The sequence below is a fragment of the Cellulosimicrobium protaetiae genome (genome assembly GCF_009708005.2).
Lineage (GTDB): Bacteria > Actinomycetota > Actinomycetes > Actinomycetales > Cellulomonadaceae > Cellulosimicrobium > Cellulosimicrobium protaetiae.
The window spans coordinates 1,538,382-1,560,830 of sequence record NZ_CP052757.1 but is presented as its reverse complement, the minus strand read 5'-3'; the positions used below and the strand labels follow the sequence as shown (position 1 = coordinate 1,560,830).

Annotated in this window: 17 protein-coding genes, 1 tRNA gene and 1 pseudogene; 7 read left to right on the top strand and 12 right to left on the bottom strand. The window is 73.9% G+C overall.

Going from position 1 to position 22,449, the window contains the following annotated elements:
- Window positions 1-98 precede the first annotated feature (98 nt).
- Window positions 99-596: a DUF4190 domain-containing protein gene (locus FIC82_RS20825; protein WP_154798004.1), complete on the top strand. Its 498-nt coding sequence runs from the start codon at window positions 99-101 to the stop codon at window positions 594-596.
- Between the two features lie 112 nt (window positions 597-708).
- Here the strand turns inward: FIC82_RS20825 and FIC82_RS06655 are convergent, their stop codons facing one another.
- Window positions 709-1,605 (bottom strand): formylglycine-generating enzyme family protein, encoded by an 897-nt coding sequence (locus FIC82_RS06655; protein ID WP_168731564.1) that lies wholly within the window; start codon window positions 1,603-1,605, stop codon window positions 709-711.
- Between the two features lie 88 nt (window positions 1,606-1,693).
- On the opposite strand from FIC82_RS06655, the gene FIC82_RS06650 reads away from it, so the two are divergent.
- The gene (locus tag FIC82_RS06650; protein ID WP_154798003.1) at window positions 1,694-1,864 is read left to right on the top strand and encodes a hypothetical protein; all 171 of its coding nucleotides are present in this window, start codon (window positions 1,694-1,696) and stop codon (window positions 1,862-1,864) included.
- Between the two features lie 101 nt (window positions 1,865-1,965).
- Here the strand turns inward: FIC82_RS06650 and FIC82_RS06645 are convergent.
- The 5 genes from FIC82_RS06645 to FIC82_RS06625 form a co-directional block, all read right to left on the bottom strand.
- Window positions 1,966-2,038 (bottom strand) — tRNA-Ala (locus tag FIC82_RS06645).
- Between the two features lie 76 nt (window positions 2,039-2,114).
- Window positions 2,115-3,377, bottom strand: a complete 1,263-nt coding sequence (locus FIC82_RS06640; protein WP_154798002.1) for a hypothetical protein — start codon at window positions 3,375-3,377, stop codon at window positions 2,115-2,117.
- Between the two features lie 61 nt (window positions 3,378-3,438).
- Entirely contained in the window at window positions 3,439-4,089 is a 651-nt protein-coding gene (locus FIC82_RS06635) for a GNAT family N-acetyltransferase (protein ID WP_154798001.1), read from the bottom strand.
- A 174-nt stretch (window positions 4,090-4,263) separates the two neighbouring features.
- The gene (locus FIC82_RS06630) at window positions 4,264-6,720 is read right to left on the bottom strand and encodes a glycoside hydrolase family 94 protein (RefSeq protein WP_154798000.1); all 2,457 of its coding nucleotides are present in this window, start codon (window positions 6,718-6,720) and stop codon (window positions 4,264-4,266) included.
- 58 nt (window positions 6,721-6,778) lie between these two features.
- Window positions 6,779-9,022, bottom strand: coding sequence for an NTP transferase domain-containing protein (locus tag FIC82_RS06625; protein ID WP_253691533.1), 2,244 nt, complete (start codon window positions 9,020-9,022; stop codon window positions 6,779-6,781).
- A 178-nt stretch (window positions 9,023-9,200) separates the two neighbouring features.
- Here FIC82_RS06625 and FIC82_RS06620 point away from each other — a divergent pair, with 178 nt between their 5' ends.
- Entirely contained in the window at window positions 9,201-9,833 is a 633-nt protein-coding gene (locus tag FIC82_RS06620) for a 5-formyltetrahydrofolate cyclo-ligase (RefSeq protein WP_154797999.1), read from the top strand.
- Window positions 9,834-9,894: 61 nt separating this feature from the next.
- On the opposite strand, the gene FIC82_RS06615 is transcribed toward FIC82_RS06620, so the two are convergent.
- Both FIC82_RS06615 and FIC82_RS06610 read right to left on the bottom strand, forming a co-directional pair.
- Window positions 9,895-10,551, bottom strand: a complete 657-nt coding sequence (locus FIC82_RS06615; RefSeq protein WP_168731563.1) for a response regulator — start codon at window positions 10,549-10,551, stop codon at window positions 9,895-9,897.
- On the bottom strand, window positions 10,548-11,687 hold the full coding sequence (locus FIC82_RS06610) for a sensor histidine kinase (RefSeq protein WP_168731562.1): 1,140 nt from the start codon (window positions 11,685-11,687) through the stop codon (window positions 10,548-10,550). The genes FIC82_RS06615 and FIC82_RS06610 overlap by 4 nt, the downstream gene beginning before the upstream one ends.
- 162 nt (window positions 11,688-11,849) lie before the next feature.
- On the opposite strand from FIC82_RS06610, the gene FIC82_RS06605 reads away from it, so the two are divergent.
- Entirely contained in the window at window positions 11,850-12,338 is a 489-nt protein-coding gene (locus FIC82_RS06605; RefSeq protein WP_154797998.1) for a DUF6326 family protein, read from the top strand.
- Window positions 12,339-12,387: 49 nt separating this feature from the next.
- Here FIC82_RS06605 and FIC82_RS06600 read toward each other — a convergent pair whose 3' ends face one another.
- The gene (locus FIC82_RS06600) at window positions 12,388-15,048 is read right to left on the bottom strand and encodes a penicillin acylase family protein (protein WP_418884346.1); all 2,661 of its coding nucleotides are present in this window, start codon (window positions 15,046-15,048) and stop codon (window positions 12,388-12,390) included.
- Window positions 15,049-15,173: 125 nt separating this feature from the next.
- On the opposite strand from FIC82_RS06600, the pseudogene FIC82_RS21295 reads away from it, so the two are divergent.
- Window positions 15,174-15,353, top strand: a pseudogene (locus FIC82_RS21295) (FmdB family zinc ribbon protein); the annotation flags it as partial.
- Window positions 15,354-15,367: 14 nt separating this feature from the next.
- On the opposite strand, the gene FIC82_RS21290 reads toward FIC82_RS21295, so the two are convergent.
- A complete protein-coding gene (locus FIC82_RS21290; protein ID WP_336240520.1) occupies window positions 15,368-15,547 on the bottom strand; it encodes a hypothetical protein in 180 nt (59 codons plus the stop codon).
- 164 nt (window positions 15,548-15,711) lie between these two features.
- On the opposite strand from FIC82_RS21290, the gene FIC82_RS06590 reads away from it, so the two are divergent.
- Together FIC82_RS06590 and mscL are read left to right on the top strand one after the other, a co-directional pair.
- Window positions 15,712-16,437 (top strand): SAF domain-containing protein, encoded by a 726-nt coding sequence (locus tag FIC82_RS06590; protein WP_154797997.1) that lies wholly within the window; start codon window positions 15,712-15,714, stop codon window positions 16,435-16,437.
- Window positions 16,438-16,571: 134 nt separating this feature from the next.
- A complete protein-coding gene (gene mscL, locus FIC82_RS06585) occupies window positions 16,572-17,018 on the top strand; it encodes a large conductance mechanosensitive channel protein MscL (protein ID WP_154797996.1) in 447 nt (148 codons plus the stop codon).
- 197 nt (window positions 17,019-17,215) lie between these two features.
- On the opposite strand, the gene FIC82_RS06580 is transcribed toward mscL, so the two are convergent.
- Window positions 17,216-17,455 carry a hypothetical protein gene (locus tag FIC82_RS06580; protein ID WP_154797995.1) on the bottom strand — a complete coding sequence of 80 codons (240 nt, stop codon included), beginning with the start codon at window positions 17,453-17,455 and terminating at the stop codon, window positions 17,216-17,218.
- 545 nt (window positions 17,456-18,000) lie between these two features.
- On the bottom strand, window positions 18,001-22,098 hold the full coding sequence (locus tag FIC82_RS06575; RefSeq protein ID WP_168731560.1) for a hypothetical protein: 4,098 nt from the start codon (window positions 22,096-22,098) through the stop codon (window positions 18,001-18,003).
- Window positions 22,099-22,449 lie beyond the last annotated feature (351 nt).

The window sequence follows — 22,449 nt, the reverse complement described above, 5'->3', positions numbered from 1 at the left end:
GTCCTGCCGAGGTCACGGACGCGCCGTGGAAACACGGGACGCCGAGGGGCCCCGGCGGGCATACTGGCCAGGCCCTGACCCACCGCCGAGGAGATCGCATGTCGACCCCCGACCAGCCCGACCAGAACCCGCAGCCCGGCGCGACGCCGTCGGGCCCGCCCGCGTACGGCGCGCCGCAGCCCGGCCAGCCCCAGCAGCCGCCGCAGGCCCCGCAGTACGGCGCCCCGCAGGCACCCCAGTACGGCGCGCCGCAGGCACCGCAGTACAACGCCCCGCAGGGCGGCACGCCCGGGTACTCCGCCCCGGCGCAGGACCCCGGCAAGACCATGGGCATCGTCGGCCTCGTGCTGTCGTTCCTCGGCTGCCTGTCGATCGTCGGCCTGATCCTCAGCATCGTGGCCTTCAACAAGTCGAAGAAGGCCGGCTACAAGAACAACCTCGCCCTCGCCGGCATCATCGTCGGTGCGATCGTGCTCGTCATCTCGATCGTGGTCGGCATCATCCTGGGCATCGGGACGGCCGCGCTCGTCGAGAAGTGCTCCGAGCTCGGCCCGGGCACGCACTTCGAGGACGGCGTCACCTACACCTGCTCCTGACCCGCACCGGGGTCCGTCCCCGGCTCCCGGATCCACGAGGGCCCCTGTCGACGGCGGGGGCCTTCGTCGTGCCCGCCCGTCCGCCGTCGCACGGCGTCGGGACGTCCCCGCGTCAGGCGATGTCGGCGGCGCAACGGAAGCCGAGGTGCGTCGTCGCGCTGTCGTCCGACTGCGGCGAGCGCGCCGCCGGCCGGTAGCGGCGGCAGTACTCGGGCGCGCAGAGGTGCGACCCGCCCTTGGTGACCCGCAGGACCTGTGGCGACGTCGTCGGGGCGAGCAGGTTCGGCCGCGCACCGGCGTCCGGGCCGCACGCCCCCGGGACGACGTGGCGGGGCGTGAACGTGTCGACGGTCCACTCCCACGTGTTCCCGACCATGTCCACCTGCCCGTACGCGTTCGGTGCGTAGGAGCCGACGGGCGACGTGCCGCCCCAGCCCTCGTTCAGGTAGGGGAACCGGCCCCGCCACGTGTTCGCCATCGGGCGTCCGCCCGGCGCGAACTCGTCGCCCCAGGCGAACTCGGCGCCCTCCAGCCCGCCGCGGGCCGCACGCTCCCACTCGGCCTCCGTCGGCAGCCGCCGCCCCGCCCACGCCGCGTACGCCGACGCGTCCTCGAACGCGACGAGCACCACCGGGTGGTCCGGGCGGTCGTCGACCTCGGACCCCGGCCCCTGCGGCGAGCGCCACGACGCCCCAGGCTGCCAACGCCACCACTGCCGCCAGTCGCGCAGGTCGACCGGCCCCGCCGTCGGGGTGAACACGAGACCCCCGGGCACGAGGTCCGCCGGGTCGGCCCCGGGGAAGTCGGCCGGGTCGAGCGCGCGCTCCGCGACGGTCACGTAGCCGGTGTCCGCGACGAACGCCGCGTACTGCGCGTTCGTCACCGCGTGCCGCTCCAGCAGGAACGGCTCGACCTCCCGGTCGTGCGCCGGCCCTTCCTCGGGGTAGTGCCGGTCGGAACCCATGCGGAACGTCCCGCCGGGGACGCGGACGAGCTCGGTGAGCGCCACGCGGCCAGCATAGGTGCGGCGCGTCCGGGCGGCGCAGCGACCACGGCGATCGCTTCCCCTGCGCACACTGCCGGGAGAGGATGGACCCGTGCGCCACCGCCGGAGAGAGCCCGCACCCGAGCCCGTCCTCGACGCGTTCGAGGACGGGCTCGCCGTGCTCCGCCGCGACCGTGTGACGGTGGGTCACGTGGCGACGTCGGACCGCGACCGCGTCACGGCCGAGCGCGCACGCCTCGGCATCCGTCGCGAGGACTTCTAGCCACCGGCGGGCGGTTCGCGAAGCGCCCCGCGAGCTGCGGAGAAAAGACGAGACCCTCGCCGTCGCAGGTCGTGGACCTGGTCTGGCGAGGGTCTCTCCGGTGGAGCTAGGGGGATTCGAACCCCCGACCTTCTCATTGCGAACGAGACGCGCTACCAACTGCGCCATAGCCCCTCAAGCGAGGAACAGACTAGCACCCCGAGGGCGGGGTCTACCAAACCGGCATACCCGACCGACGGGTCTGCGGGAGCTACTGCCCCGCAGCCCGGCGGCGGGCGAGGATCTCGTTGAGGTCGAGTCCCAGCGTCTCGGTCGACGGCTTGCGCTCGTCTCCCACGGCGGGTTCGGGCGCCCTCGACGGTGCGTCCGCGCCCGCCTCCGCCACGACCACCGGGGCGGGCGTCGAGCCCGCCCGGGTGGGCGAGACGACGTCGTCGTCCGTGAGCGGGACGGGCTCGCGGCGCGGGGCCGTGGGCTTCATCGTGTACGTCGGCGGCGGCACGGGGACCGGGTCCCAGGCGCGGCCCGAGGGCACGTGGTCCTCGTCGGCAGGTGCGACGTCGACCTCGACGACCTCCGCGACCTCGACCGCGACCTCCGTGACGACGGCGGCCGGACCGGCACTCGCAGAGGCGGGCTCCTCGGAGCCGGGGTCCTCGGCCACCGTCGTGCTCGACGACGTGGCCCGCTCGCGCGGCGACGGGACCGCGGACCCCCCGGAGAGCGCGGCAGCGGTGGCGTTGGCCCGCGCGAGGTCCTTCGGCGTGACGCGCGGGATCATCTGCGTGCTCACCTGCGACCCGTGCACGGCACGTCCGGTGACGCGCGGACGTGCGCCCCGGGGCGCGGGCGGCGCTCCCAGGACGGTCCCGCGTGCGGCTCGGGCCGCGGCCCGGCGCTCGGCCAGCCATGCGGCGTCGGACCGCTGCGCGGCGAGCACCGCGCGACGGCCCAGCACGAGGACGAGACCGAGGAACGCCGTCGGGACCACGCCGGCCCACCACGAGACGTACCCGAGCGCGACGACGACCCACACCGCGACGCTCGCGAGGAGCAGCACGACCGTGAGCGCGAGGCGACGGCGGGCCGCGGCGGCACGCCGCTCGAGGAGGGCGAGGCGGGACTGCTCGGACGCCGGCTGACGGCGCGGCGGTGCCCCGCGCGAGGGCGACGCGCTGACGGTGCTCCCCATGGCGTGCGTTCCCTCCTCGTCGTGCGTCCGGCTCTCCGGCCGGTCCTGCGGCCCCGCTCCCCCGAGGAGGGCGCGACCCCCGTCCGCGGACGGTCCCGGGCCGATCGACGCGACGGCCGTGACGCCGTCGAGCCGTGCGTCCCAGCCGCCCGGGACCCCGCCGCCCGGGCCGGCGACGGCCAGGACGCGCAGGGAGCCGGAGAAGCGGTCGTCCGTGCGCGCCTCCAGCAGCTGCTGCCGGTGACGCACCCGGTGCGGGACGTAGAACCCGACCCACAGCAGGAACACCGCGAGCGCGACGATCCCCGAGGCCGATTCCACATCACGACGGTAGGCGAGGCGTGCGGCCTCGCTCCGCACGCGGTCCGGCGTGTCGGTCGGCTCAGATGCTCTCGCGGCGGGTCGCCTGCCAGCGAGCGAGGAGCCCGTCGGGCACCTCCTCGCTCGTGATCGCGAACGTGCGGTGGTCGCGCCACGCACCCTGGATGTGCAGGTACCGCTCGCGCACGCCCTCGTCGCGCAGGCCCAGCTTCTCCACGACGCGCAGGCTCGGGCCGTTCTCCGGGCGGATGTTGATCTCGATCCGGTGCAGCCCGAGGACCGCGAAGCAGTAGTCCGTCGCCATGGCCACGGAGGTGGGGATGACCCCGCGGCCCGCGACGTGCTCGCTCACCCAGTACCCGATGCTCGCGCCGCACAGCGAGCCGTACGTGATCGAGGAGACCGTGAGCTGGCCGACGAGCTCGCCGTCCAGCTCGACGGCGAACGGCAGCGACGACCCGGCGCGCGCCTGGGCGGACAGGACGCGGACGTACTCGGCGAACGTCGGCGGCCCTCCCCCGCTGCCCGGGCGCGGCGACGTGCCCTCCCAGCGTTCGAGCCAGTCCGCGTTGTGCGCGCGCAGGCGCATCCATGCCTGCGCGTCCCGACGGCGCAGCGGGCGCAGGACGATCGACCCACCCAGGGTGTCGTCCCGCAGCGTCACGGGCCACGGCTTGGTGACGGTCCAGCCGCGCGTGATCTTGTGCGTCATCCGGCGGTGACCGTCCTCGGGGCTGGGTGCGGGCACGGGCGGGCGCCCGGTCCTCGGTGCACAGGGTGGCACCCCCGACGGCCCGTGCGCCACCGGCTGGTGGGCGCACGGGCCGTCGGGTCGCGCGGGGAGACGCGCGAGGGCCGGTCCTCTGGGACCGCGCGTCCGTGCTCGTCAGCCGAGGGTCACGACGACCTTCGCCTCGGTGCCCTCCGGCAGCGCCGGGATCGGGGTCGTCGGGTCGTGCTCGACGCCGTCGACCGTCACCGAGCGCACGCCCTTCGACACGTGGTCGGGGTTGCGGACCTCGATGTCGTAGACGGCGCCACGCCACTCGCGGCGCACCTCGAACCCGTCCCAGTCCTTCGGGATCGACGGATCGACGACGAGGCCGTCGAGCGCGAGACGCACGCCGAGGACGTACTTCGTCACGGCGGTGTACATCCAGCCGGCCGTGCCCGTGAGCCACGGGTTCTGGGCCTTGCCGAACCACTCGTGGTCGCGGCCGTAGAGGAACTGGACGTACGCGTACGGCTCGGCGCCACGGACCTCGATGTTGTCGTTCTGGTGGTACGGCAGGATCGCGTCGTAGAACTGGACCGCCTCGTCGCCGCGCCCGAGCATCGCCTCGGCGATGATCGGCCACGCGTTGGGGTGCGAGAAGATCGCGGCGTTCTCCTTGATGCCCGGGTAGACACGCGTGACGAACCCGACGGTGTCGTCGACCTTCGTGAACGCGGGCCAGTTGAGGTGGTTGCCGTACTCGGAGCCGAGCAGCTCGCGCACGGAGTCCATCGACGCCTCGCCGCGCTCCTGGCTCGTGATGCCCGCGATGACCGGCCACGCCTGGTGCTCGAGGAAGATCTTGCCCTCCTCGTTCTCGGCCGAGCCGATCTTCACGCCGTCGCGCGTGTACCCGCGGATCCACCAGCGGCCGTCCCAGAGCTGGGCGTCCGCGACCTTCGCGATGCGCTCGCGCTCCGCCGTGAAGCGCGCGACGTCGGCCTCGGCCCGCTCGTCGCCCGCGGCCGCGAGCGGCTCCGCGATCTCGAGGAACGCGCCGATCGCCCACGCGTGCAGGAACGTCACGAGCGACGTCTCGCCGCCACCGAGGTTGAGGCAGTCGTTCCAGTCGGCGCGCAGCCCGAGCGCGACGCCGTTCTGGCCGACCTGCTCGGCGGAGAACTCGAGCGCCTTGACGAGGTGGTCGTAGACCGTCGCGGGCGTGCCCTCGGCGAACGGGATCTCCAGGTCGAGGAACGAGCGGTCCCCCGTCTCCTTGACGTACTCGACGACCGACGGCACGAGCCACAGGTGGTCGTCCGAGCACGTGTCCTCGAGCCCGTGGATGAGGTCCTTCGGGTCGACCGTGGGCACGATCGTCGGCGACGGGACGTCGGGCAGCTTCTCGGCGTCCGGGTCGAACGCCTTCGGGTCGAACAGGTGCAGGCCGTACCCGGCCGCGGTCTGCGCCCGCAGGAGCTCGACGATGCGCTGGCGCGTCTTCGTCGGGTTCGAGTGGATGACGCTCATGACGTCCTGCGCCGTGTCGCGGTAGCCGAGCCCCGCCCGCCCACCGACCTCGACGAACGACGCGAAGCGCGACCACTGCACGCACGTCTCCGCCTGGAGGAGGGTCCACGCGTTGATCATCGTGTTCATGCCCTCGTGGGGCGTGCGGATCCGCAGCTTGTCCTGCTTGGTGCGCCAGAACGCGCGGAGCCGGGCGCGCTCGGCGTCGACCGTCGCGACGTCGGAGTACTTCGCCTGCATCGCGCGCCCCGCAGCGTCGCGCGAGCCGTAGCCGAGCATGTAGACGAGGCGCTTGGTCTCGCCCGGTGCGAGCGTGATCTTGTGCTGGAGCGAGCCGCAGTGGTTCTGCGTCGTCGCGGACTCGTTCGAACCGTGCCCGCGCTCGATCGCGATCGGGTTCGCCTCGGAGCGGTACGGGCCGATGAAGTTGTCGCGCAGCGAGTCGTACGACGACGGCGTCTCGCTGGACGCGAAGAAGTGGTACGTCCACGGCTCGTAGTAGAAGTCGTACTCGATGATCCCGTCCTCGTAGGAGGAGCCGGACGCGTAGAGCGACATCTGCAGGTTCTGGTTGTCGATCGTGATCGTGTGGAAGCTGAACTCCACGTACGACCCGACCGTGAGCTCACGCACCTCGTCCGTCGTGTTGGTCAGGCGCACGTCCCAGACCTCGACGTCGTCGTCCACGGGGATGAAGACGGTCTGCTCCGCGTCCACGCCCTTGTACTCGGCACGGAACGTCGAGTAGCCGAGCCCGTGACGCGTCGTCCAGCGGCCCGCGCCGCCCGCGGGGTCGAGCTCCTCGCCCGGCCCGACGAAGGGCTTGCCGACCGGCTGCCACGAGACCGACCAGAAGTCGCCGTCGGCGTCGTCGCGCAGGTAGACGTAGTGCCCGGGGCGGTCCACCGGCACGCCGTTCTGCCGGAATCGCGTGATCCGGCCGTACTGCGAGCTCTTGTAGTACGAGTAGCCGCCACCCGTGTGCGACAGGACCGTGCACAGGTTCTTGCTGCCCAGGTAGTTCGTCCACGAGACGGGGACGTCGGGACGCTCGACGACGTACTCGTCGTGCGCGGTGTCGAAGTGGCCGTAGCGCATCGTTGCTCTGGTTCCTGTCGTGGGGTGGTGGGGGCTGGGGTGCGGGGGGCGGGCGGCGTCAGACGCCGGCCGTGACGAAGCCCTGGAGCCAGTCGAGGAGCTCGGTGGCCTTCGCGGGCGAGTCTGCCTCGACGAACATGCGCAGGACGGGCTCGGTGCCGGAGAACCGCAGGAGCGCCCAGTTGTCGTTCTCGAGGAGGATCTTGGTGCCGTCGAGGTGCGAGACCGAGACGACAGGGTACGGGCCGACGTGCGTGAGCGGCTCGGCCTCCAGCCGGCGCGGCACCTCGACGCGCATCTCGGGAGTCGCCGGGACGCCCGCCTCGAGCGTGTACAGGCGACCGGTGATCTCGTAGATCATGGCGCGCAGCTCGGAGATCCGCTTGCCCGTGCGGGCGAGCATCTCGGCCACGAGCGCGCACGCGAAGATCCCGTCCTTGCCGAGGATCCAGCCGCGGATCGTCAGACCGCCCGACGACTCCCCGCCCAGCACGGCGTCGATGGCCTCCATGCCCGCCGTGACGTGCTTGAAGCCGACCTTGACCTCGCGGGACTCCTCGCCGAAGTGGGCGGCGAGACGGTCGAGCAGGTGCGTCGTCGCGAGGTTGCGGACCACGCCGCCCTTCTCGCCGCGCACCTCGTGCAGGTACCAGTACAGGAGGAGGAGCAGGTCGTTGGTCGAGATGTACTCGCCGGTCTCGTCGACGATGCCGATGCGGTCGGAGTCGCCGTCCGTCGCCATGCCGAGGTCGTAGCGCCCCCCGCCCTGCTGGATCATCGTCACGAGCGTGCTCAGCCGCTGCAGGTCCGGCGCGGGCGCGACGCCGCCGAACAGCGGGTTGTGCGTGGCGTGGATGAACTCCGACCGCACCCGCATGTCCGACAGGATCGTCCCGAGCGTGAGCTGGCTCGTGCCGTACATCGGGTCGACGATCACCTGCAGGTCGGAGCCGCGGACGGCCTCGACGTCGATGATCCGCTCGATCGCGTCGACGTACGGGTCGGTGAGGACGCGGTCCACCACGACGCCCGTGCGGCGGGCGACGTCGATGTCGAGGGTGATGACGTCGTCCACCGAGAGGGCGTTGGCCTCGTCCTGGTAGCGGTCCGTCTCGTCGTCGAGCGGGAGCGAGCCGTCCTGGCGGAACACCTTCATGCCGTTCCACTCGGGCGGGTTGTGGCTGGAGGTGACGATGATGCCGTACGCCGCGCCGAGGTGCGGCGCGGCGAACGTCACGAGCGGGGTCGGGACGTCGTCGGGCAGGAGCGTGACGGCGATGTTGTTGCCCGCGAACACCTCGGCCGCCGCGATGGCCGACTCGCGCGACAGGAAGCGCCGGTCGCCGCCGATCACGACGCCCTTCGCGTCGAGACCCTGGCGGATCGTCTCGTTGGCGATCGCCTGGCACAGCCGCCGCACGTTCGCGAGCGTGTACCCCTCGCCGATGACGGCGCGCCACCCGCCCGTCCCGAAGACGATCTTCGTGTCCGTGTTCTTCTTCGGGACGAACAGGCGCTTGAGGACGATGTCCGCCGCCTGCGCGAGCTCGTCGGGAGTGTTGATGCCGCGCACCTCGTCGACGTCGACGATCCGGTACGACGAGATCCGCTTGCCCGCGCCGATGACGCGGCGGGCCAGCTCCGTGAGCCGGTGCTCGCCGTCGGACGCCATGCGCTCGAGCTCGCCGAACAGGAGGCCGGGGGACGCGACGTACGCGCCGACGTTGATCTCGGTGCGCGGCTCGGCGATGCCGCCGGCCTCGGACGACTCGAGGATCGCCGCGATCTCGCCCTCGGCGCGGACGACGCGCCCGTAGCCGTCCGGGTCGTCGACGACGGCCGAGAGCAGCGAGAGGTCCGCCCCCGTGAGCGTGTGGCGCGTGAGCAGGCCGAGGAGCGACTCCGAGCGCAGCAGCGGCGTGTCGGCGTACGCGACGAGCACCGGCTCGTCGACGCCCGCCCCGAGCACGGACGCGACCGCGCCCCGCGCCGCGAGCACCGCGTCGCCCGTGCCGAGCGGCTCCGCCTGCTCCACGTAGACGACGTCCTCCCCGAGCAGCTCGCGCACCGTCGGGTCGTCCGGCGCCACGACGACGACGATGCGGCTCGCGTCGACGACCCGCCGGACGTTCGCGACGGCGAGCTCGACGACCGTGGCACCGCCCAGCGGCCGGGACAGCAGCTCGCGCGACGCGTCGTCGTGCCCTGCCGCGAGCACGACGGCGGCCCTCGCCGTCCGGGTGCGCGCACCTCGGGGTCGCGTGGTCGTCGCGCTGGGCATCGCGGGCGTCGTCGCGGTCATGGCGTCCTCACTGGTCGACCTCCGTCGGACCCGACTCATTTGTCAGGAGTCCGAACTACTGGCTCTCCCCGATCATAGGCACCCGGGACCCGTCCACGGAACCCGATCCGGCCCACCAGGGCCGAACGTCACCCGTGCCGCGTCCGCGGAGAACGCCGCGCCGGGTGACAATAGGGACATGAGTGGCCCGGTCCAGCCGTACCCCCTGCACGGAAGCATCGAAGCCGAGGACGCGAAGGAGATCCTCCGCAAGGCCATCCGCACCAACCGCCAGGCGCGGTCCGAGCGGCTCCGCAAGGAAGCGGCCGCCGCGATCGCCGACGTCGTCGAGACCATCCCCGAGGTCGCGGCCGCGACGTGCGTCGCGACCTACGCCGCCCGCCCCGCGGAACCCGGGACGGTGGAGACCCTCGAACGCCTCGCCGCACGCGGCGTGCGCGTCCTGCTCCCCGTCCTCGGCGCAGGGCTCCAGCGCGACTGGGCGCAGTACGACGGCCCGGCCGACCTCCAGGTGCGCGCCCCCGGCCGCCCGCCCGAACCCGGAACCCCCGCCCTCGGGGCGGAGGCCATCGCCCAGGCCGACGTCGTCATCGCACCCGCGCTCGCCGTCGACTCGCGCGGGGTCCGCCTCGGGCAGGGCGGCGGCTGGTACGACCGCGCCCTCGAGCACGTCCGACCCGGGACCAAGGTCGTCGCCGTCGTCTTCCCCGAGGAGGTCTACGACGCCTCCGACCGTCCGCTCCCGGTCGAGCCCCACGACCGGACCGTCGACGCCGTCGCGACCCCCCTCGGCTGGCGCTGGCTCCCGTAGCCGGGTCGCGACCCTCGTCCGGGTGCCGGACCCCGGGCGCCTGCGCGCCGACCCGAACCGGCTACTCGGCTCTCGCACGCCCGGTGTCGTAGGCCCACATCGCGACCTCGACACGGTTGCGGGCGCCGAGCTTGGTCATCAACGACGCGACGTGGGACTTGGCCGTGCTCAGACCCACGAAGAGCTCGGCGGCGATCTCGGCGTTGGTCCGGCCGCGTGCCACGAGCGCGAGGACCTCCTCCTCCCGCCCGGTGAGCGGGTCGGTGGGCTGGACCGGCAGCCCAGGCGCCCGGTCCGCGAAGGTCGCCAGCAGGCGGCGGGTGACGTTGGGGGCGATCAGCGCGTCCCCGGCCGCCGCCGCGTGGACGGCCTGCACGAGGAGCTCCGGCCCGGCGTCCTTGAGCAGGAAGCCCCGGGCGCCGGCGCGCAGCGCGCCGAGGACGTACTCGTCGAGGTCGAACGTGGTGATGACGACGACCGCCATCGGGCTCGTCACGCCGGGTCCGGCCAGGCGCCGCGTCACCTCGACGCCGTCGAGCCCGGGCATCCGGATGTCGACGAGGAGGACGTCGGGACGCAGCCGGGTCGCCAGGTCGAGGGCTGCGAGCCCGTCGGCGGCCTCCCCCACCACCTCGAGGTCGGGGTGCGCGCCGAGGATCATGACCAGCCCGGTCCGGACCAGGTCCTGGTCGTCGGCCACGACGACGCGGATGCTCACGCCGGCGCCTCCGCAGGCAGCACGGCCTCGACCACCCAGCCGCCGTCGGGCCCCGGTCCCGCCGAGAGCGATCCGCCGAGGAGCTGGGCGCGCTCCGCCATGCCCAGCAGGCCGAACCCGGGTTCCGGGGTCGGCCCCGGCTCGGTCTGACCGTCGTCGCAGACACGCAGCCTGACGGCGGCGCCCTCCCGGCGGACGTCGATCCCGACGCGGGTCGCGCTCCTCGCGTGCCGCACGGCGTTGGTCAGCGACTCCTGCGCGAGCCGGTAGAGCGCGGCGTCGACGGGCCGTGCGAGCCCGGTCGAGGCGTCGTCGAGCGAGACCTTGACGACGGGCGACCCGTCGGCTCGCGCGAGAGCAGGCAGGTCCGCGACGCCCAGCGGCGGCGAGTAGGTGACGGCGTCGTCCTCGCGCAGCACCCGCACCATGGACCGCATCTCCGCGAGCGTTCGCGACGCCTCGGACTCGATCGCTGCCAGGACCTCGGCCGCCTTCTCGGGCTGGACTCCGGCGACCACGCCGCCGGCCTGCGCCTGCACCGCGATCGCCGAGACGTGGTGGGCCACCGTGTCGTGGAGCTCGCGCGCCAGCGCCACCCGCTCCTGGTTGCGGATCTCGTGCTGCCGGCGGTGCCAGAGGTCCGCGCGGTAGCGGAACACCACGGCGAGCGCGACCACCAGCAGCACGAGCACGACCCCGCCGAAGACGTCGGCCCAGCCCGTGGCGGAGGCGTACATCCCCAGCGCGACGACGACCGCCACGGACGACGTCCCGACGACCACCTCCCGCCCCGAGCCCCACCGCACCAAGGAGTAGAGCAGGACCAGGACGGCCAGCATGGAGGAGAGACCGAGGTCCCCGGTGTACGCAGCCAGCTGGAGGACCGAGAGCAGCGCGGCGACGCCCCACCCGACCAGGGCGGCCGCCAGGGGGTGGGCCCGCCGCCACAGCAGGGCGGGGACCAGCGCCAGGGCGAGCACCGCCACCAGGGGTCGCCAGGCCACGTCCGGCCGGACGACGGCCTCGAGCACGACGGCGGCGGCGAACACACCGACCAGCAGCCCGTCGAGACGACCGACGGGCGGGGCGTCGGCGGGCCGCGGCTCGTGCCAGAGGGAACGCCGGAGAGAGACCACGGCTCCAGCCTAGGGATCGGCGCACGTGGGCGTACCCCCCGAAAGGACGAGAGCGAGACCGTGCCTTCGGCCAGGGAGCTCCGGCCTCCCGGCCGGTGTGCCGGCCCGGCGGGCTCGGAGACCGTGGAACCTCCGATCCGCACCACGACAACGGAGCCCATGATGAGCACACGTCGACCCACCACCACGCTGGACGACCGGCCGGTCCCGGTGCGAGCCAAGCTCGCCGCAACGTGGACCAGCCTCATGTTCCTCTACGCCTACGTGGACATCCTCAACTTCTTCACGCCCGGCGTCGTCGAGGACATCCTCGACGGGAAGGTCTTCGTGTTCGACCTCTCCCAGACCTTCTCGACCGCGGCACTGACCCTCATGACCGTCCCGATCCTCATGGTCACGCTCTCGATGACGCTCCCCGCCCGGGCGAGCCGCGTCACGAACCTCGTCGTGGCCTCGCTCTACGTCCCCGTCACGGCGTTCAACGTGCTCGGCGAGTCCTGGCTGCTCTTCTACGGCCTGGGCGTCGTGCTGGAGCTCGTCCTTCTCGCCCTCGTCCTGCGGTACGCCTGGACCTGGCCCCGCACCGCCCACTCCGCGACCACGACGGCCGGCCCGCACCCTCGGACCGTCCACGCCGGGCAGCGGGCCTGACCCGGAGCAGACCCCGCCGGGTCTCGAGAACGAGACCCGGCCCGGGGAGCTACGGGACGAGCGTGAGCTCGTCCTTGCTCGCGGCGGCGACGGCATCGGTGGAGAACGGCCAGTCGTAGGTCTCGCCCTTCGCCCACGTCGCGAGCTGGTCGGAGTAGTGCTTCGACGCCGGGTGGCCCGACGTCCCGGTGACGGTGACCCAGGTGGAGCGGTCGAGGTCGTCGAGGTCGACGACCATCCGCATCGACGGGCCGGCCGTCACGCCGAACGACCCGGACGCCGCGTCCCACGCCGTCGCGTTGACGATCGAGGAGCCGCCGGGCATGCCGACGGGGTCGGGGTTGACCCAGTTGCGGACCGGCCCGGGGATGGACTCGCCCCCCAGGACCGGGTGCTCGAGCGCGAGCACGTGGAGCGTGCCCCAGGCCCAGTCGGACGGCTGCTTGCTCTGCTCGACCGTCAGGTCCAGTCGCGCGGAGACGAGCGCCTGGGTGAGGACCTCGTCGCGGGACTCGACCACGCTCACGGTCTGCCGGTCGTCCCAGAAGGCGTTGGTGGGGTCGTCGAGCAGGTTCTGCACGACGGCCAGCCAGCGGCTCCCGCCGTTCGGCCGGGCGGACTCGGGCAGGTCGTCCCAGAACGTGAGCTGGAGCAGGTTGCGCCAGACGGCGGCGAAGTACGCGGCCGCCGCGGAGTCGGTGTCGGTCCGGTAGTCCCAGTCCGCGAGGAGCTCCTGGCCCTCGGCGGCGAAGTCGTCGTCGATCTCCTGGTCGAGCAGGAGCGGCACGAGCACCTCGGCGTAGGGGCTGCGGTCGTCGGTCTGGATCTCGTTCATCGTGTCGACGTCGACGGGACGCCCGGCCGAGATCTCCGCCTCGAGCAGTTCGCGGATGCGCTGCGAACGGTAGCCGTAGTCCCAGTCGGTCGTGAGGAAAGGTGCGACGCCCGCGGGCAGGACGGCCTGGTTCGCGGCCACGACGAACCCCTCGGCGGGGTCGACGACGCGCGGCATGTCCTCGGCGGGCACGTACCCCTGCCAGTCGTACCGTTCGTCGGAGCCGTCGCGCGGCCACGTGCCGTCCGAGGGGACCTCCGCGTCGGGCACGGACTGACGCACCGGGATCTTGCCGGGTGCCTGGTAGCCGATCTCGCCGTCCACGGTCGCGAAGACGATGTTCTGCGCGGGCACCTCGAACAGGGCGGCGGCTGCCTGCATGTCTGCGGCGTCCTGGGCGAGGTTGAACGCGAAGACGGCGTCGGCGGTGCGGCCCGGCTCGAGCGCGGTCCACTGGAGCGCGACGGCGTACTCGCCCAGGCGGGTGTCGAGCGCCGGGGTGTCGACGGCGAGCTCGGTCGCCGGGATCGCCTCGGAGACGATCGGACCGTGGAGGGTCGACCGGATCTCGAGCTCGACGTCGTCGCCGCCCGCGACGCGCAGCGTCTCGGTCCGGGTCTCGAGCGGGACCCACTCGTCGCCGCGCAGGTAGGTGTCGTCGCGCACGCGCTCGACGAAGAAGTCGGTGACGTCGGCGCCCATGTTCGTCAGGCCCCACGCGAGCTGGGCGTTGTGCCCGATGACGACGCCGGGGAACCCGGCGAACGAGAAGCCCGCGACGTCGAACCCGCACTGCGGTCCGACCTCGTTGCAGTGCAGCCCGACCTGCGCCCAGATGCCCGGGGCGCCGAGCGCCAGGTGCGGGTCGTTCGCGAGGATCGGCTTGCCGCTCTCGGTGTGCTCGCCGGACACGACCCACGAGTTCGACCCGGTGCCCTCACCGCGACCGATGAGCACGGGCACCGCGTCGAGCGCGCGCTCGGCGGCCTCGAGAGCGCCCTGGACGTTGCCCGAGCCGTACTCCTCGGCCGCCGTCGGGCCGAGGTCGAGCGCGACCTGCCGGGGGTTGTCCAGCTCGCCCGGGTCCAGGATCGGCGCGTTGACGTCGGACGGGTACGCGGGGAACAGCTCCGCGACGCGCCCGGCGTCCTGGACGGTGCCGTACGCGAGCGCGCGCTCGAGCTCGTCGTCGTAGTTGCCGCGCAGGTCCCACGCCATCGCCTTGAGCCAGGCGAGCGAGTCGACGGGGTCCCAGGGCTCGGGCTCGGCGACCTCGACCTGGAGGCCGAGCACGGTGTACTCGATCGCGATCTCGGACGGGTCACGGTTCTCGAGGTAGGCGTTCACCCCCTCGGCGTAGGCCTGGAGGTACGCCTTGGTCTCGGGCGCGACGACGTCCCACTCCTCCTCGGCGACCTGCCGCCAGCCGAACGTCCGCGTCACGGTGTCGGCGGCGATGGCGTCGGGGTTGTCGCCCACGAGCTCCGCGAGCCGGCCCGCGGTGACGTGGCGGCGGTAGTCCATCTCGAAGAAGCGGTCCTGCGCCTGCACGTAGCCCTGAGCGCGGAAGAGGTCCTCGGGGGTGTCGGCGTAGATCTGCGGCACGCCCTGGGCGTCGCGCAGGACGGTGACCTGCGCGTCGAGCCCGGAGAGCTCGATCTCGCCCGACGTCTGCGGGAGCGGGCGGCGCACGGTCACGACGGTGAACGCCGCGCCGCCGACCAGTACGAGGACCAGGAGCACGGCGACACCGAGCAGGACGCGCCGTCGGCCGGACCGACGTCGGGGTGGGACCGCGGTCTCGGCAGGGGTCGCGGGGTCGGCACCGGGGACGGCGTCACCGGCTGGGGCCTCGGCGGGTTCGTGCGCAGACACGGATGCGAGACTACCCGGCCGGGGCCGAGCGCCGGTCCGCGTATGATTAGCACTCGGAAGTTTCGAGTGCCAGGCGGTGTTGACACCGTCGACCCGGCCGAGACCGACACGATCCCGAACCGCCGGTGGCCGCCCGACGGCCGTCTCGTGAACGAGGAGAACCCGTGCCCACCTACGCGTACACGTGCACCGCCTGCGGTCACGCCTTCGACATCCACCAGTCGTTCAGCGACGACGCCCTGACGGTGTGCCCCGAGTGCTCGGGCCGCCTGCGCAAGGTGTTCTCCTCCGTCGGCGTGACGTTCAAGGGCTCGGGCTTCTACCGCACGGACTCGCGCTCCGGCGGGAAGTCGGCGACCACGCCCGCCGCGAAGACCGCGTCGTCCTCGTCCTCGACGTCCTCGACGAGCGGGACGTCGGGCAGCACGAGCAGCGCGTCCTCCTCGGGCTCGTCGGGAAGCTCAGCCGCCGCGTCCTGACCCGACGGCGTCCGGGTCACGCCCCGGTCGCGTCCGTTCGTCAGCCGACCGGCGCCTTCCGGGCGCGGGCCGTCGACCACAGGCCCCCGTCGGGCCGCCGTGCCCGGCCCCGGCACCCGCGCGCGTCCACAGGACGGCACCGCCCGCGCGTCATCCGTAGCCGCCTGCCGCTACGGTCGCGCCCATGCTCCGCTCGTCCAGCGTGCCCCGGCCCGTCCCACGACCCGACCGCTCCCCCGCGCGACGACGGCTGCTGCACGGTCTGTGGTGGAGGTCTCGTTTCGTCGTGGCCGCGCTGTGCTGCGGGCTGGCGGCCTCCGTCGTCGTGGGTGCGCTCCGGCCTCCCCCGCCGCCGACCGCACCTGCCGTCGTCACCACGCGCGAGGTCCCGGCGGGCGCGGTCATCGCCGACTCCGACCTGCGCGTGGACGACGTGCCCGCGGGGCTCGTCCCCGCCGGGGCCGCGGCACGGCCCGACGCCGTCGTCGGGCGACGCGCGACGGTCGCCCTGCCCGTGGGCACCCTCGTGCAGCCCGCCCTCGTCGCCGGGGGCGACCTCGCGGCCGCGGCACCGGACGGCACCGTGGTCGCACCGGTCCGGCTCGATCCCGGCGTCGCCACGCTCCTCGGCCCGGGAGACCGCGTCGACCTTCTCGCCGCCGGGGACCTCGCGGTCGCCGCGATATCGCCGGCCGCCCCGTCCGAGGGGCAGGCGCCGCCGAGCGACCCGTACCTCGCCCGCGGCGCCGTCGTCGTCCCGGCCCCCGAGCCGGACGACGGCGGCGGGCTCCTCGGTTCCGGCGGGCCGGGGTCGGACGCCGTGACGCTCGTCGCCGTACGCCCCGAGGAGGCCGTCCGGCTCGCGTCGGTGAGCGGGCAGACCACCGTCACGGCAGTCCTCGTGCCCTGACGAGCGACCCTCTCACCGAGGGCCGACCCGCCGGGCGAGGCCGTTGCCGGAGGCAGCGCGGGTTGGGAGGATCGCGCGTGCACCTGTCGTGGCACCGCCGCCACGCGGACCACCGACGTGAAAGGGACTCATCCATGAAGGGCGTGCTCAACGGTTTCAAGGAGTTCGTGCTCCGCGGCAACGCGATCGACCTGGCGGTCGGCGTCGTCATCGGCACCGCGTTCTCGGCCATCATCACCGCGGTGGTGGACGGGCTCATCAACCCGCTGATCGCAGCGATCTTCGGCGAACCCGACCTCACCGACGTGGCGACGTTCGAGATCAACGGTGCCATCTTCAGCCTGGGCCTCATCCTCGACGCCCTCTTCAAGTTCCTGTGCGTGGCCATCGCGCTGTACTTCTTCATCGTCCTGCCGATGAACCACCTCGCGGCGATGCGCAAGAAGGACGTCGAGCCCGAGCCGGAGGCCCCTGCCGAGGACGTGCGCGTCCTCCAGGAGATCCGCGACCTCCTCGCCGCCCAGGCGGCGGGCGGCCCCGGCACTGCGCCGGGCAGCCCCACGCCCCCGCGCGACCTCTGACCACGAGCCGCCCCGCCGCCACATGAGACCGTGCGGCGACGGCGGACCTCGGACGAACCCGGGGTCGTTCCTCACCCACCGCGGTGGACGGGGAACGACCCCGGGTTCGTCTCTGTCCGGGACGTGAGCGCACCGGAACCGGACGCCGACGCGCGGAGCACCGATCCGGCAGCGCGGTGCGCGGTCAATGCCGTCGGTCAGTGCCGCCCGTAGTGCGGCGGGACGTCGCCGAGCAGACGGTCGTCGTTCTCGCCCCGACCACTCCGCCCGGGCGCCGCCGCGTCGCCCCAGCCCTCGGACCGTTCGTCGGCGCTCACTCCGGACACGACCTCGCTCTCCGTCCCCCGCCGCACGGCCCGCCGCGGCCGCCGACGCCGCCCCTCGCCGTCGGTCACGTCGCGCGGGCGGTCAGGACTCGGTTCGGTCGTGCTGCTCACGCCTCCCATCGTCGCACCACCGAGACCGACCGACGGCGACGCCCCTCACCGACAAGACACGCGAGGGCGCCCGGGACAAGGTCCGGCGCGGCAGCCGACCCGGACGGCGCGACGACAGAGCGACACGGCCCGACCGGGCGACCGCGACGGCGACCCGGCTCGGCGGCGGGCACGGCGGTGAGCAAAGACGGCGACAGGCTTTGGACTGGCCACGATTCTACGTCGGCCGACCACGGGTCTACTTCGGCCAACCAGGGTTCTACGTCGGCCGACCACGGGTCTACTTCGGCTGACCACGGTTCTACTTCGGCCAACCAGGGTTTACGGCGGCGGACCGGGGTTCTGCGCCAGCCGAGTCACGCGTCGGTGAGCCGACATGGCGGGGTCGGGGGACGTGCGCGCCGTCGTGGTCGGGTCTGGCGGGAGCGCCGCGAGGAACGAGCGGCGCGGATGGTAGACGGCGCGCACGTCCCCCGACCCCGCACCCAGGGCGACCAGAAGCCGCGAGCCCGACCAGCGGACCGCCGCCCAAACCAGAAGGCCGATCAGAGCTCGTCGTCGCCGTGCTGCTCGTCGTCGTCGATCACCGGCACGACGACGATCCGGTCGCCGCCGCCCGTCTGCGCGACACCGCCCGTCTCGGGCAGACGCTCGTCGCGCACGGCCTGCACGACCCGCCGGATGCGCTCGGCCTCCTTGGCGGGGTCGAGGAACGCCGCGGCGGACCACACCTGCGCGACGGTCCACCCGATGCGCTCGAGCCGCTCGGCCACCTGCCGGTCCCGCACGCGCACGCTGCGCTCGGCGACGTACGCGGCGTCGTCGGTGAGGACGGCGACGAGGAGCTCGCCCGGCAGGTCGGGGTGGCCGACGACGAGCGGGACGCGGTCGCCGTCGCCGATGCCGTAGTCGGTCTCGACGACGAGCCCGGCGCGCCACAGACGCTCGGCGAGGTCGAGGACGAGCCGGTCGGGGCTGCCGCCGAGGTCGACGCCGTTGCCGAGCGTGACCTGGTCGGCGACGCCGCTGCGCTGCTCGGCGAGGTCGAGCACCTCGGCGAGCAGCCGGGCACCGGCACCGCGCAGCCGCTCGGGGTCGAGGTCGCCCGCGGTGAAGCAGGAGACGACGTGCAGGCGGCGGCGGGAGGCGCCGACGGTCGCGAGGAGCATGGCCTCCGCGCCGGGCGTGTTGAGGATCCCGAACCGGTGCAGCACGCGGCCGTGGGGCGTCCGGCCGAACCCGACCGACAGGACGACGGTGTCCCGTGCGAGGCCGGCCACGCCGGACACGTCGGCGACGACCACCGGCTCGGACCGTGCGCCGGAGAAGAACCCCGCGAGGGCGGGGTTCTGCCTGACCTCGACGAGCAGCGCGTCGCGGATGCGGTCGGCGTGCAGGGGTGTGACGGTGACGATCGCGAGGGACTCGTCGGGGCGCGTGAGCGCGTGCTCGATCGCGACCTCGACGACGCGGTCGACCTCCGCCTGGGTGCTCTCGACCGCACCGGACGCGGGGTCGGGCATCCCGGCACCGTCGACGAGGTCGAGCTGGACGAGGGCCTCGGGCCGGGGCAGGGGCGCGGGGCGGAGCACCCCGTCGTACCCGTGCTCGGCGAGGAAGGTCGTGACGAAGGGGTCACGGCGCGAGCCGTCGGCGAGGAGGGTGACGGTGGGCAGCAGCTCGGAGAGGTCGCGGACCGTGGACGTGGAGGCCGCGCGCGAGTCGCCCACCACGACGACCTGTCGCCCGCGGGCGAGCGCGGCGAGCACGAGCTCGACGGGCGCGTGCTCGATCGCGTCGAGCACGACGAGGTCGACGGTGCGGGTCGCGGGGACGAGGTGCGGCACCAGGGTCGGTGTGGCGACGAGCACGGGCCGCAGCCGACGGAGCACGGCGGGGTGCTTCTCCGCCGTCTCGCGCAGGCTCACGAGCCGTCCTTCGAGGAGCTCGGTGAACAGGTCCTCGGCCTCGTCGCGGTGGTCGCGCATCGCGGTCCCGAGGTGCTCGCGCACCGCTGCCCGGACCGGTGCGGAGAGGGAGGCGACGTGGTCCCGGTCGAGGTCGCGGAACCGGCGGGCGAGGGCGTCGAGGCCGGCGCCGTCCTGCCCGGCGAGGGCCTGGTCCTGGGCGAGCACCTGCTCGAACACCGAGCTCCACCAGGCGAGCTCCAGCTCGGGACCGACGAGGTCGGGCTCGACGCGGCGCTCCGTGAGGTCCGTGAGGAGATCGCCGAGACCGAGTCCCGTGAGCCGGGCGAGGACGGCGGTGCGTGCGGGGAGCGAGTCGAGCGCCTCGGCGTCCCCGGCGAGCGCGTCGAGCCGTGCGGCGAGCGCGTCGAGCGGGGTGTCGAGCAGCCCGGCGCCGTCCGGTGTGCCGACCAGGGCGGGTTCGAGCTCCTCGACGTCGATGCGGACGGCCTCGTGCGTGTCCTCGATCGCGGACAGGCCCTCGGGCAGCACGGGCCACCCTCCGCGCGGGCACTGCTCCTGCCAGACGGCGCGCTGCGCCTGCACCTCGACGAGCGCGGCGTGCAGGTCGGGCACGCGGACGCCGGGGCGCACCATGTCTCGTGCCTGGCGCCGCAGCCGTCGGCGCGCGAACCAGCCCATCTCGACGCCGCGCTGCTCACGCCACTGCCGGGTCGCGGTCGCCTCGACCATGTCCTGCGCGGTGCGCTCGAAGATCAGCGGCTGGAACACGTCGAGCGTGCCGCGCATCCCGCCGAGCATGGTGAGCTGGCCGGCCCACTGGCGCAGCGTCGTCGCGCCGGTGAGCCCGGTGCGCTCCGCGACCTGCTGGACCTGCGCGCGCAGCTGCGGCAGCGTGTGCGTGCGCAGCCGCTCGACACGGACGAGCGCGTCGTGCGCCTCCTGCGCGGTGGTGAGCGCGGCCCCGTACCAGGGGGTCGTGGTGGCCCGTGCCGTGAAGGCACCGAGCAGCGCGGCCTCGCGCAGCTCGGCCGCGGCCCGGTCCCGCTGCGGCCCGACGGCGAGCACGACCTCGGTCGTCAGCCGCACCCGGGTGTCGGGTGCGGGCCGCTCGGCGGTGAGCCGTGCGAGCGCCTGGAGCGCGTCGTAGGCCGAGACGCCCCAGGGCTCCCGGACGAGGTGGAGCGCCTCGATGTACCCGGCGAGCCGGGCGCGCGAGCCCAGCAGGGCGTCGCGGGTGCGCTCGACGGCGTCGGCGTCGACGAGCTCGGGCTCGGCCGCCATCGCGGAGAGCAGGCGGTGCGACACCGTCTCGCGCCACGTCGGCTCGGGTGCGACGTCGAGGGTCAGTCCCCCGAGGCCGAGGGCGTCGAGGCGCGCGAGGAGCGCGTCGGCCGCACGGCGGTGCCCCGGGACGTACAGGACGTGCCGCCCGGACGCCGCGGCCTCGGCGACGACGGCCGCGAGGGTACCCGCGACGTCGGACCCCGCGGGGGCGTCGACGAAGAGGTGCGACCCGCTCGCGAGGGCGTCCACGACGTGCCGCTGGGACGGGTCGAGGTCGCCGGCTCCCCGCTCGTGCACCGGGTCCGCGTCGCCCACCCGGGGCGTGGGCAGGTCGGCGGCCAGCGCCGCCGCGGACGCGTCGTCGCCCGCGAGCGCGGCGACGACCTCGTGCCGCTCGAGCGCGGGGGCGAGCTCGTCGAGGTCGTCGACGAGCACCTGCCCGGGGTGCACGAACGTGCCGACGAGCACGCGGTGCGTGAGGTCGAAGTCGTCGAGCACGGCCTGCCCCAGCGCGGTGATGCGACGGGTCGCGTCGCCGGGGTCGAACCCGGCGCCGGTGAACGTGGAGCGTGCGAGCGTGACCGGGTCGAGCAGCGCGCCGTGCGCGCGGAGCGTGCGGGCGAGGAGCGGGTTGATCTCCGCGGTCGGTTCGAGCGTGAGCTCGTAGTCGGTCTCGCCGTCCCCGCGCGGCGTGACGGTGAGCGGGCGCAGGAGGACGGGTGCGCGCACGGTGCGGGACGTGGGCGTGTCGTCGGTGTCGGCGACAGCCCCCTCGGCCGGGTGCCCGGCGTCGGGTCGCGTCGTGCGGTCCGCGGGGTCCTCGTCTCCCGCGTCCGGGGCTCCGGCGACCGGCCGCTCGTCGTCGACGGCGGGGTCCTCGCCGGGGACGACGGCGGCTCGCGCGCGGCCGGTGACGCGGGCGAGCGCGGCGACGTCGTCCTCGGCGGACGGGGAGGTGACGCCCTGCGTCCAGGTGGCGACGCCGATCGCGAGGTAGGTCGGCGCGACGCCGTAGCGCTGGGCGTGCTCGGCGGCGCGGACCACGACGGCCCGGGCACGGCGCCGCGCGGCGGGCAGCGACCCTCCCTCCCGGAAGAGGTTCGAGAGCCGCGTCGGCCGCCCGGCGAAGAGCTGGGCGACGCCGGACGGGTGCGCGGCCGTGAGGTCCACGACGGCGTCGCCGAGGAGCGCGACGTCGGCGAGCGACGACCCGCCGGCGAGCTCGACGAGGCCGGCACGCCACCGTGCCACGGCCTCGTCGACGAGGTCGGCGGTCGTGGGCTCCGGGACGAGCACGGGGCGTGACGGCGTCACGGTGTCGTCCGCCTCGGCGGCAGGCTGGTCGGTCCCGTCGGGAGCGTTCGCGGGCAGCCGAGCAGGATCGGCCACGCTCCGGGCGGCTGAGCTGGTGCGGGCTGCGGCGTTCACCCTCCGACGCTAACCGTCGACCTCGCGAGGCCCGGCGCGGCGCGCCGGAGGGTGCGTGACCCGGACCCGGCGGGCGGCGTCTGCTCGGCCGTCGCCCGCGCGGACGACCCGACGCGGGGACGACGAACGGCCCCGGATCACGAGAATTCGTGTTCCGAGGCCGTCGTTCCGAGCAATTCCGGGGTGTTCTCCCGGAGAAGTGTGAAACAGCGCGCACCGCGCAGGGGGCAGGCGATGCGCGCTGTCGAGGACTATCTTGCACGGCGGGATGCCGGGCGTCAACACGGCCCGGCGACCTGGACGGGTGAATCACCAGGGCGCCCCCGGAGCCCCCTGAGAACCACCTGGACG

Coding starts and splice junctions, on each gene's coding strand:
- FIC82_RS20825 (WP_154798004.1), top strand. CDS start 99: ATGTCGACCCCCGACCAGCCCGACCAGAACCCGCAGCCCGGCGCGACG.
- FIC82_RS06635 (WP_154798001.1), bottom strand. CDS start 4,089: ATGACGCACAAGATCACGCGCGGCTGGACCGTCACCAAGCCGTGGCCC.
- FIC82_RS06630 (WP_154798000.1), bottom strand. CDS start 6,720: ATGCGCTACGGCCACTTCGACACCGCGCACGACGAGTACGTCGTCGAG.
- FIC82_RS06625 (WP_253691533.1), bottom strand. CDS start 9,022: ATGACCGCGACGACGCCCGCGATGCCCAGCGCGACGACCACGCGACCC.
- FIC82_RS06620 (WP_154797999.1), top strand. CDS start 9,201: ATGAGTGGCCCGGTCCAGCCGTACCCCCTGCACGGAAGCATCGAAGCC.
- FIC82_RS06605 (WP_154797998.1), top strand. CDS start 11,850: ATGAGCACACGTCGACCCACCACCACGCTGGACGACCGGCCGGTCCCG.
- FIC82_RS06590 (WP_154797997.1), top strand. CDS start 15,712: ATGCTCCGCTCGTCCAGCGTGCCCCGGCCCGTCCCACGACCCGACCGC.
- mscL (WP_154797996.1), top strand. CDS start 16,572: ATGAAGGGCGTGCTCAACGGTTTCAAGGAGTTCGTGCTCCGCGGCAAC.